This is a genomic window from Streptomyces sp. 8L (assembly GCF_020176795.1).
Classification (GTDB): Bacteria; Actinomycetota; Actinomycetes; order Streptomycetales; family Streptomycetaceae; genus Streptomyces.
In genome coordinates this window covers 1,821-11,697 of record NZ_JAIUKE010000362.1, presented here as the reverse complement: position 1 = coordinate 11,697, position 9,877 = coordinate 1,821, and the positions used below count along the sequence as shown (strand labels likewise).

Annotated in this window: 9 protein-coding genes and 1 riboswitch; of the genes, 8 read left to right on the top strand and 1 reads right to left on the bottom strand. The window is 73.9% G+C overall.

Features of this window, described 5'->3' with window-relative positions:
- Window positions 1-56 precede the first annotated feature (56 nt).
- On the top strand, window positions 57-1,763 hold the full coding sequence (locus LCE31_RS26570) for a flavin monoamine oxidase family protein (RefSeq protein WP_225018476.1): 1,707 nt from the start codon (window positions 57-59) through the stop codon (window positions 1,761-1,763).
- Between the two features lie 59 nt (window positions 1,764-1,822).
- Here the strand turns inward: LCE31_RS26570 and LCE31_RS26565 are convergent, their stop codons facing one another.
- Window positions 1,823-3,109, bottom strand: a complete 1,287-nt coding sequence (locus LCE31_RS26565) for an MFS transporter (protein ID WP_225018474.1) — start codon at window positions 3,107-3,109, stop codon at window positions 1,823-1,825.
- A 293-nt stretch (window positions 3,110-3,402) separates the two neighbouring features.
- Between LCE31_RS26565 and LCE31_RS26560 the strand changes: the two genes are divergently transcribed.
- The 7 genes from LCE31_RS26560 (at window position 3,403) to LCE31_RS26530 (ending at window position 9,780) form a co-directional block, all read left to right on the top strand.
- Window positions 3,403-4,611 carry an ROK family transcriptional regulator gene (locus LCE31_RS26560; RefSeq protein ID WP_225018472.1) on the top strand — a complete coding sequence of 403 codons (1,209 nt, stop codon included), beginning with the start codon at window positions 3,403-3,405 and terminating at the stop codon, window positions 4,609-4,611.
- A gap of 225 nt (window positions 4,612-4,836) precedes the next feature.
- Window positions 4,837-4,967: riboswitch (FMN riboswitch) on the top strand.
- Between the two features lie 194 nt (window positions 4,968-5,161).
- Window positions 5,162-6,259: a bifunctional diaminohydroxyphosphoribosylaminopyrimidine deaminase/5-amino-6-(5-phosphoribosylamino)uracil reductase RibD gene (ribD, locus tag LCE31_RS26555; RefSeq protein ID WP_225018480.1), complete on the top strand. Its 1,098-nt coding sequence runs from the start codon at window positions 5,162-5,164 to the stop codon at window positions 6,257-6,259.
- Entirely contained in the window at window positions 6,260-6,898 is a 639-nt protein-coding gene (locus LCE31_RS26550) for a riboflavin synthase (RefSeq protein WP_225018470.1), read from the top strand.
- Window positions 6,895-7,557 (top strand): nicotinamide mononucleotide transporter family protein, encoded by a 663-nt coding sequence (locus LCE31_RS26545; protein ID WP_225018468.1) that lies wholly within the window; start codon window positions 6,895-6,897, stop codon window positions 7,555-7,557. The genes LCE31_RS26550 and LCE31_RS26545 overlap by 4 nt, the downstream gene beginning before the upstream one ends.
- Window positions 7,554-8,852: a bifunctional 3,4-dihydroxy-2-butanone-4-phosphate synthase/GTP cyclohydrolase II gene (locus LCE31_RS26540; protein WP_225018466.1), complete on the top strand. Its 1,299-nt coding sequence runs from the start codon at window positions 7,554-7,556 to the stop codon at window positions 8,850-8,852. The genes LCE31_RS26545 and LCE31_RS26540 overlap by 4 nt, the downstream gene beginning before the upstream one ends.
- A gap of 135 nt (window positions 8,853-8,987) precedes the next feature.
- The gene (ribH, locus tag LCE31_RS26535; protein ID WP_225018464.1) at window positions 8,988-9,494 is read left to right on the top strand and encodes a 6,7-dimethyl-8-ribityllumazine synthase; all 507 of its coding nucleotides are present in this window, start codon (window positions 8,988-8,990) and stop codon (window positions 9,492-9,494) included.
- A 13-nt stretch (window positions 9,495-9,507) separates the two neighbouring features.
- The gene (locus tag LCE31_RS26530; RefSeq protein WP_225018461.1) at window positions 9,508-9,780 is read left to right on the top strand and encodes a phosphoribosyl-ATP diphosphatase; all 273 of its coding nucleotides are present in this window, start codon (window positions 9,508-9,510) and stop codon (window positions 9,778-9,780) included.
- The last annotated feature ends 97 nt before the right edge of the window (window positions 9,781-9,877 follow it).

Sequence of the window (9,877 nt, the reverse complement as noted above, 5' to 3'; positions counted from 1 at the left end):
ACTTCTCACCCTCACCTCCCGCGTCCCACCTCTCACGCCCTCAGGAGCGTCGCGCCATGACGTCCACGGTGCCCACCGCCGTATCGCACACCCACCCGGGGCCCCGGGAGGGGGAGCGGCCCCTCACCATGTCGGGCCCCGACTTCCCTTACGCCTACGACGACTACCTGGCCCACCCCGCGGGTCTCGGCCAGATACCCGCGACCGAGCACGGCACCGAGGTCGCCGTCATCGGCGGCGGGCTGTCCGGCGTCGTCACGGCGTACGAACTGATGAAGGCGGGGCTGCGGCCCGTCCTGTACGAGGCCGACCGGATCGGCGGGCGGCTGCGCACCGTCGGCTTCGACGGCTGCGACCCGGCCCTCACCGCCGAACTGGGCGCGATGCGCTTCCCGCCGACCTCGACCGCGCTGCGGCACTACATCGACCTGGTGGGCCTGGCGACCACGCCCTTCCCCAACCCGCTGGCGCCCGGCACCCCTTCGACGGTGGTGGATCTCAAGGGCGTGCCCCACTACGCCCGTACGATCGCCGACCTGCCGCCGGTCTACCGCGACGTGATGGACGCGTGGAACACGTGTCTGGAGGAAGGCGCCGACTTCTCCGCGATGAACCGCGCGCTGCGCGCACGCGACATCCCCGCGATCCGGCGGATCTGGTCGCGGCTCGTGCGGGACCTGGACAACCAGACGTTCTACGGCTTCCTCTGCGACTCGCCCGCCTTCCAGTCCTTCCGGCACCGGGAGATCTTCGGCCAGGTCGGCTTCGGGACGGGCGGTTGGGACACCGATTTCCCGAACTCGATCCTGGAGATCCTGCGTGTGGTCTACACCGAGGCCGACGACGGCCACGAGAGCATCGTCGGCGGCAGCCAGCAGCTGCCCGAGCGGCTGTGGGAACGCGCGCCGGAGAAGATCACGTACTGGGCGCAGGGCACCTCGCTCGCCTCACTGCACGGTGACGGGCACCTGCCCGCCGTGACCGGCCTGCGAAGGACGGCGGGCGGCGGGATCACCGTCACCGACGCGGCCGGATCGATCCGGACCTACCGGGCGGCCGTCTTCACCGCGCAGTCGTGGATGCTGCTGTCCAAGATCGCCTGCGACGACGCGCTGTTCCCGATCGACCACTGGACGGCGATCGAGCGGACCCACTACATGGAGTCCAGCAAGCTGTTTGTCCCCGTCGACCGGCCGTTCTGGCTGGACGAGGACCCGCGCACCGGGCGTGACACCATGTCCATGACGCTGACGGACCGGATGACCCGGGGCACGTACCTGCTCGGCGACGACCCGGACGCGCCGGCCGTCATCTGCCTGTCCTACACGTGGTGCGACGACAGCCTGAAGTGGCTGCCGCTGTCCGTCAACGAGCGGATGGAGGTCATGCTCGCGTCGCTCGGCGAGATCTATCCCGGCGTCGACATCCGGAGCCATGTGATCGGCTCTCCTGTCACGGTGTCGTGGGAGAACGAGCCGTATTTCATGGGCGCGTTCAAGGCCAACCTGCCCGGCCACTACCGCTACCAGCGGCGCCTGTTCACGCACTTCATGCAGGACGCGCTGCCGGCGGACAAGCGCGGGATCTTCCTGGCGGGGGACGACATCTCGTGGACCGCGGGGTGGGCGGAGGGCGCCGTGCAGACGGCGCTGAACGCGGTGTGGGGCGTGCTGCACCACTTCGGCGGTACGACCGACCCGGCGAACCCCGGCCCCGGCGACCTGTTCGACGCCCTCGCGCCGGTGCGACTGCCGGAGGACTAGGCCCTGTCCGACCCGTCCCGCCCGGCCCGCGCCGCCCGGCGCGCCGTCCGGGGCCGGGGTCAGGGCGCCGTGCGGCCGGATCGCGTGTCGCGGGCGTTCGCGTCGTCCCGCGTCGGCCCGTTGTCCGTGGCGTCCGCGTCCCGGTCCGGCGTGCCCGTGCCGACCGGACCCCTGGCGCGGGCCCGCAGCACGCCCGCTCCGGCGAGCAGGCCCGTCGCGAACACCGTCACCAGGCCGAAGGACGCCTGGAGCGAGCTGGCGTGGGCGACGCCGCCGATCACCGACGGCGCGACGAGGCCGGAGGTGTACGTGATGGTGGCGACGCCCGCGATGGCCTGGTTCGCGTTCGGGCCGCTGCGCCCGGCCGCCGCGAAGGCCAGCGGTACGACGACCGCCACGCCGATGCCGAGCAGCGCGAACCCGCCCATCGCGAAGACCGGCTGGGGCGCGAACACCACCAGCAGACCGCCCGCGGTGGCGAACGCGCCGCCCGCCCGCACCGTGCGCACCGGGCCGAACCGGTCGACCAGCCGGTCGCCCGCAAGCCGCGTCACCGCCATCGTCAGCGAGAACGCGGTGGTGGAGGCGGCGGCCAGACCCGCCGAGGTGCTCAGCACGTCCCTGAGGTAGACCGCCGACCAGTCGAGGCTCGCCCCCTCGCCGAACACCGCGCAGAACCCGACCAGGCCGATCAGCAGCGCCGAACGGGGCGGCAGGGCGAAGCGCGGCGGGGCCTCGGCCTCCGGGGCGCTGCGCACGTCGAGGACGAAGCGGACGGCGACGAGCCCGGTCAAGGTCAGTACGGCCGCGGCCACTTCGTGGTGGACGCGGGCGCCCACGCCGAGGTTCGCGGCGAGCGCGCCGGAGGCCGAGCCGAGCAGGGCCCCGCCGCTCCACATGCCGTGCAGCCCCGACATGATCGATTTGCCGAGCCGGTTCTCGGTCTCGACGCCGATGCCGTTCATCACGACGTCGGACATGCCGGAGGCGGCGCCGTACACGAACAGCGCGGCGCACAGGGCCCACAGGTCGGGCGCGAGCGAGGGCAGCGCGAGGGAGAGCGTCCAGGCCGCCAGCAGGACGCGCAGCGCCCTGCGCGCGCCCAGCCGGTGCGCCACCCGCCCGGCCAGGGGCATCGCGAGGAGCGAGCCGACGGCGGGGAACGCGAGCGCGAGGCCGAGTTGGCCGGCGCCGATCCCGATGTGCTCCTGGAGCCACGGGACCCGGGTGGCGAAGCTGCCGGTGACGGAGCCATGGGCGCAGAACACCACGGCCAGGGCGATCCTGGCCCGCCGTAGGGGGCGCGGGCTCCGGCCGTCGGCGCCCCGGGGCGCTTGCGATGCCATGCGTCGTCCTCCACCTGGGGATGTGGTGCGTCGGGGGTGTGCGTGGGGGCGCGGCACGTGGGACGCGGCCGCCGGGCGGGCGCGGCGTTCGCGCCCCGTGCGGCGCCCCGCCCCGGAGGTTCCGGTTCCCGGGCGCCCCGGCCCCGGGGTGTACCGGCCCCGGAGGAAACGCCTCGCCGGCCCGTCTCCGGGTGCCGGTGGGGCGTCCCCACCCACGTGGACGTAAACTATCAGGAACCCTGCCTGATAAATAGCGCGCAAGGACGTCGGGCCGGTCTGGAAGGATTCCCGGTATGCCCGCATCCCCGAGTACCGCGAGGGCCATCAACGACCGGATGGCCCTGGAACACCTCCAGCGCCAGGGGCCTTTGACGGCGGCTCAGCTCAAGCAGCTCACCGGGCTCTCCCGCCCCACCGTGGCGGACCTCGTGGAGCGGCTCCAGAGCTCGGGACTCGTCCACATCGTCGGCGAGAGCGGCGGCGACCGCAGGGGCCCCAACGCGCGTGTCTACGGCATCGTCGCGGACCGCGCCCACCTCGCCGGGCTCGACATCAGGACCGGCAGCGTCTTCGTCGTCGTGGCCGACCTGCTCGGGCGCACCCTCGCCGAGGCCGCCGCGCCCGTCGACGACAGCACGGACCCGCGGGAGGCGGCAGAGCAGGCCGCCTCCCTGCTGGACCACACCGTCAAGGAGGCGGGCGCCACCCGGCTGCACAGCGTCGCCGTCGGCGCGCCGGGCCTCGTCGACCCGGTCACCGGGGAGCTGCGGGACTCCTCAGGGCTGCCCGCCTGGCACCGCAGGCTCGTCGGAGTCCTGCCCGACCGCCTGGCCGCCGACGTCCTGGTCGAGAACGAGACCAACCTGGCCGCCGTCGCCGAGCAGCGGATCGGCGCGGCCCGCGACCACGACGACTTCGCGCTGCTCTGGCTCGGCCTCAGCGTCGGCGCGGCCGTCGTCATCGGCGGCAGGCTGCGCAGAGGGGTCTCGGGCGGCGCGGGCGAGATCAGCTTCCTGCCCGTCCCCGGCACCGCGGGGCTGCCGTCCTCGACGGGCTGCGACGCCGGGCTGCACGGCCTCGTCTGCTCCGCCGCCGTCCGCGAGCTGGCCCTGCGCCACGGGATCGGCGCGACGCCCGCGCCGCACGAGCCGTCCGCCGCCGCGTACATCCGCGCCGCGCCCGGCGCGGGCGCCGCCGGTGCGCGCTTCCTCGACGACCTGGCCGACCGGGTCGCGCTCGGCGCCGCGGCCCTCACGACCGTGCTCGATCCCGGTCTCGTCGTGCTCTCCGGCGAGCTCGGCCACGCGGGCGGCGAGGCGCTCGCCGGGCGCGTCGAGAAGCGCCTCGCAGCGCTCTGCCCGCTGCGCACCGAGGTCGTGCCGACCGCGCTCGGCGGCGCCGCCGTGCTGCGCGGCGCGGTGCTCACCGCCCGCGACGCCGCACAGGACGAGCTGTTCCGCCCCGGCCCGTCGCCCGCGCGGGCGCTCGCGCACCGCGGATAGCGGCCCGGCCGCGGCGACCCGCGCGGCGACTGGGGAAAGCGAGACGGGTGTGGCGGCTGTGCCCAATGACCGGGCCGGACGACATGACCGGGCCGGGCGACGGGCTGCCGGACGACCGGCTGTGCCGGACGAGCGGCCCTGTCGCCGCCCCTCCTGTGAGCCAGCGCACAGGAATCACCCGTCCGGGTGATCGGCGTCCGTGGCACACTGGTCGCGTACAAGAAGCAGCGCACTCCGGGGTCGGTGAAAGTCCGAACCGGCGGTTACAGTCCGCGACCCGTCCGCCTTCAGCGGCCGGTTGACCAGGTGGAATTCCTGGACCGACGGTTAAAGTCCGGATGGGAGGCAGTGCGCGGCGGGCCCTCGCGGGCGCGCCTTCGTGGACAGGTCCGCCGTCGGCGGCCGGTCGTGCGACGGGTGTTCCCGCGTCCCCTGCGGGACGGCCCGTCTTCTCTGTCGTCACCGACAGGCCCCGGAGTCCGTGCCCGAGAGGCAGGAGGACCCGGTGGGAGCGGTGACGGAGCAGGCGCACCCGAGCGACACGGACGCCATGCGTCGCGCTGTGCGGCTCGCCGCCCTCGGCCTCGGTTCCACCAGCCCCAACCCCGTCGTGGGCTGCGTCGTCCTCGACGCCGAGGGGCGCCCGGCCGGCGAGGGGTACCACCAGCGGGCCGGCGGCCCGCACGCCGAGATCCACGCCCTGCGCGCGGCAGGTCCGCGTGCCCGCGGCGGCACCGCGTACGTCACCCTCGAACCCTGCAACCACACCGGACGCACGGGCCCCTGCGCGCAGGCGCTGATCGAGGCCGGGATCGCCCGGGTCCGCTACGCCGTCGCCGACCCCACCCCGGGCGCCGCGGGCGGCGGCGCCACCCTGCGCGCGGCCGGGATCGCCGCGGAGCAGGGCCTGCTGGCCGACGAGGCCGAGGAGGGCAACGCCGCCTGGCTCACCTCCGTGCGCCGCGGCCGTCCGCACGTCACCTGGAAGTACGCCGCCTCGCTCGACGGCCGGGTCGCCGCGCGGGACGGCACGAGCCGGTGGATCACCTCCGCCGAGGCCCGCGCCGACGTGCACCGGCTGCGCGCCGAGTCGGACGCCGTCGTCGTCGGCTCCGGCACCCTGCGCACGGACGATCCGCACCTCGCGGCGCGCGGCCACCCGGACGCCGTCCAGCCGCTGCGGGTCGCCGTCGACACCCACGCGACCGCCGTACGCCCCGGCGCGCGCATCCTGGACGACGCCGCGCCCACCCTGGTCGCCGTCGCCGAGGACGCCGACATCCGGGCCCTCGGGGCCGTGGGCGGGCGCGCCGATGTCGTATGGCTGCCGCGCGCGGAACACGGCCTGTCCGTACCGGCGCTGCTCGACGCCCTGTACGCGCGCGGAGTGCGCGCCGTACTGCTCGAAGGGGGCCCGGTCCTCGCCGGCTCCTTCGCCGCCGCCGGCGCGGTCGACCGTGTCGTCGGCTACCTCGCGCCTGTCCTGCTCGGCGCCGGGCCCGCCGCCCTCGCCGACGCCGGAATCCCCACCCTCGCCGACGCGTTGCGACTGCGCATGACCGAGGCCGTCCGCATCGGCGCGGACCTGCGTATCACCGCGGTACCGGCCGCCGGAGAAGCGGCCGCCGCCCCACAGAAGGAGCGTTGAGTGTTCACCGGAATCGTCGAAGAACTGGGTGAGGTCACCGCAGTCGAGAACCTCGGTGACTCCTGTCGCTTCACGCTGCGCGGGCCCGTGGTCACAGAAGGCGCGAAGCACGGCGACTCCATCGCGGTCAACGGGGTCTGCCTCACCGTCGTCGACCGCGCCGAGGACCGGTTCACGGCCGACGTGATGGCCGAGACCCTGAACCGGTCGAGCCTCGGCGCGCTGGCGCCCGGCTCCCCGGTCAACCTGGAGCGCACCGTCGCCGTCGGCGGCAGGCTGGGCGGCCACATCGTCCAGGGCCACGTCGACGGCACCGGCACGATCGTGGAGCGCGAGGTCTCCGAGCACTGGGAGATCGTCAGGATCGGGCTGCCCGAGGGCCTCTCCCGCTACATCGTCGAGAAGGGCTCCATCACGGTGGACGGCGTGAGCCTCACCGTCGTGGACGCGGGCCCCGACTCCTTCACCATCAGCCTGATCCCCACCACGCTCGCGCTCACCACGCTCGGCTCCAAGGGACCGGGCGACCCGGTCAACCTGGAGGTCGACGTCCTCGCCAAGTACGTCGAGCGGCTGCTCGGCGACCGGCCGCGAAGCGGTGACGCGCCGTCACTGCCGGGAGAGGGGCCGACCCGGTGAGCGCCGTCTCCTGGCTGAACAGCGAGGCGTTCACCGCCTTCGGCCAGCACATCCTCTGGTCCGACATGATCGGCAACACCATCGGGCTGATCGCCCTCGCCCTCGGCTGGCGCCGGTCCGTGTGGACCTGGCCCGCACAGTTCGTGTCCGGCGTGATCCTGGTCGCCGCCTACTTCTCCGCGCACCTCAGCGGCGGCATCGGCAAGCAGCTGATCGTCATCGTCGTCGCGCTCTGGGGCTGGCGGCAGTGGCAGGCGCGCGGCGGCAAGGACCGGGCCGCGGACGGCGGCGCGGTCACCGTACGGTTCGCGACCTGGCGCGAGCGCGGCCTGCTCGCGCTGGGCACCGCCCTCGGCACCGCCGCGCTCGGCGGCCTGTTCACGGCCTACCCGAGCCTGTCCTGGAGCCCCTGGCAGGACGCGTACATCTTCGTCGGCACGCTGGCGGCGATGGTCGCGCAGGCGCGCGGCCTGGTCGAGTTCTGGTTCGCCTGGCTGCTGGTCGACGTCGTCGGAGTACCGCTGGCGTTCAGCAGCGGACTCGCGTTCTCCGGCTTCGTCTACGTGATCTATCTGGCCCTCGTCCTGTGGGGGATGCGCGACTGGTGGCTGCGCTCGCGCCGCCACGGTTCCCTGGCGCTTGGAGGCGCGACAGCATGACAGCAACGACCGCACCCACCTGGTACACCACCGACAACGCCGAGGACTTCACCCTCGACCCGGTCCAGCAGGCGATCGCGGACATCGCCGCGGGCCGCCCCGTGGTCGTCGTGGACGACGAGGACCGGGAGAACGAGGGCGACCTCGTCGTCGCGGCCGAGAAGGCCACCCCCGAGATCGTCGCCTTCATGATGTCCGAGTGCCGGGGCCTGATCTGCGCGCCGATGGAGGGCCCCGAGCTCGACCGGCTCGAACTCCCGCAGATGGTCGGCCAGAACACCGAGTCCATGCGGACGGCGTTCACCGTCTCCGTCGACGCCGCGCCCGCCCACGGCGTCACCACCGGCATCTCCGCCGCCGACCGCGCCACCACGCTCGCCCTTCTCGCCGGCGGCCAGGCGGCGCCCGCCGACTTCGTCAGGCCGGGGCACGTCTTCCCGCTGCGAGCCCGCTCGGGCGGCGTCCTCGTGCGCAACGGCCACACCGAGGCCGCCGTGGACCTCGCCCGCCTCGCCGGGCTGCGGCCCGCGGGCGCCATCGTGGAGATCGCGGGGGAGGACGGCGCCATGCTGAGGCTGCCGCAGCTCATCCCGTTCGCCCGCAAGCACGGCCTGACCATCATCTCGATCGAGGACCTGATCGCCTACCGGCGCAGCGCGGAGCCCGTGGTGCACCGCGCGGCCGAGGTGCGGCTGCCCACCGCGTTCGGACCCTTCACGGCCTTCGGCTACCGCTCGGCCGCCGACGGCGTCGAGCATGTGGCGCTCGTCCACGGCGACCTGGGCGACGGGGAGAACGTCCTGGTGCGCGTCCACTCGGAGTGCCTCACCGGCGACGTCTTCGCCTCGCAGCGCTGCGACTGCGGGCCCCAGCTGCACGCCTCCATGGAGCGCATCGCCGAGGAGGGCCGGGGCGTCGTGGTCTACCTGCGCGGCCACGAGGGCCGCGGCATCGGCCTGCTGTCCAAGCTCCGCGCGTACGAACTCCAGGAGCGCGGCCTCGACACGCTCGACGCCAACCTGGAGCTCGGCCTGCCCGCCGACGCGCGCGACTACGCCGCGGGCGCCCAGATCCTCCAGGACCTCGGCGTGCACAGCCTCACCCTCATGACCAACAACCCCGACAAGACCGACGCGCTCAGCAGCCACGGCCTCGTCGTGTCGGGGCGCGAGCCCATGCCCGTCGTGGCGGGCGAGCACAATCTGCGCTACCTGCGCACGAAGCGCGACCGCATGGGGCACGACCTGCCCTGGCTCGACGCCGCCATCCCTGCATCGGCCTGCGGCAACCAGTGAGCCGCCGCCGGAACAGCGGAACGGGCCCGGCCGCCCCAGCGGAACCGGCTCGGCCGGCGCAGCGGACAACATCGGAAATGCCCACGACATCAGAGATGTCAGGGTAATCAGAGGCATGAGAGACAGGGAGAGACAGTGAGCGGCAAGGGCGCGCCCGAACTGACCGTCAAGAACTGCGGTGACCTCCGGGTCGCCGTGATCGCGGCCAGCTGGCACGAGAAAGTGATGGACGGCCTCGTCGACGGCGCCGTGCGCGCCCTGCGCGAGCTGGGCATCGAGGAGCCGACCCTGCTGCGGGTCCCGGGCAGCTTCGAGCTCCCCGTCGTGGCCAAGGCGGTCGCGGAGCGGGGCTATGACGCGGTCGTGGCGCTCGGCGTCGTCATCCGGGGCGGCACACCGCACTTCGAGTATGTGTGCCAGGGCGTGACCCAGGGCCTGACCCAGGTCTCCGTCGACACCGGCGTTCCCGTCGGCTTCGGCGTGCTGACGTGCGACACCGAACAGCAGGCACTCGACCGCGCGGGCCTCGAAGGCTCGACGGAGGACAAGGGCCACGAGGCGGTCACCGCCGCCGTCGCCACGGCGACGATCCTGCGGACCGTCGCCGAACCCTGGCGGCAGGCGTCGGGCGCGTCCCGATAGAGTGAGCGCCACCATGTCCAAGAAGACGTTCGAGGAGCTCTTCGCCGAGCTCCAGCAGAAGGCCGCCACCGGCGACCCCGCGACCTCCCGTACCGCCGAGCTGGTGGGCAAGGGCGTCCATGCCATCGGCAAGAAGGTCGTCGAGGAGGCCGCCGAGGTCTGGATGGCCGCCGAGCACGAGGGCAAGGACGCCGCGGCCGAGGAGATCTCACAACTCCTCTACCACGTCCAGGTGATGATGGTCGCGCGCGGCATCGGCCTGGACGACGTGTACTCCCATCTCTGAGCCGGCGTGCGCCCGCCCCCCCCCCGGGGGGGCGGGGGGCGGGGGGGGGGGGGGCCGCCGGGGGGGGGCCGCCGGGGCCCCCCCCCCCGCCCCCCCC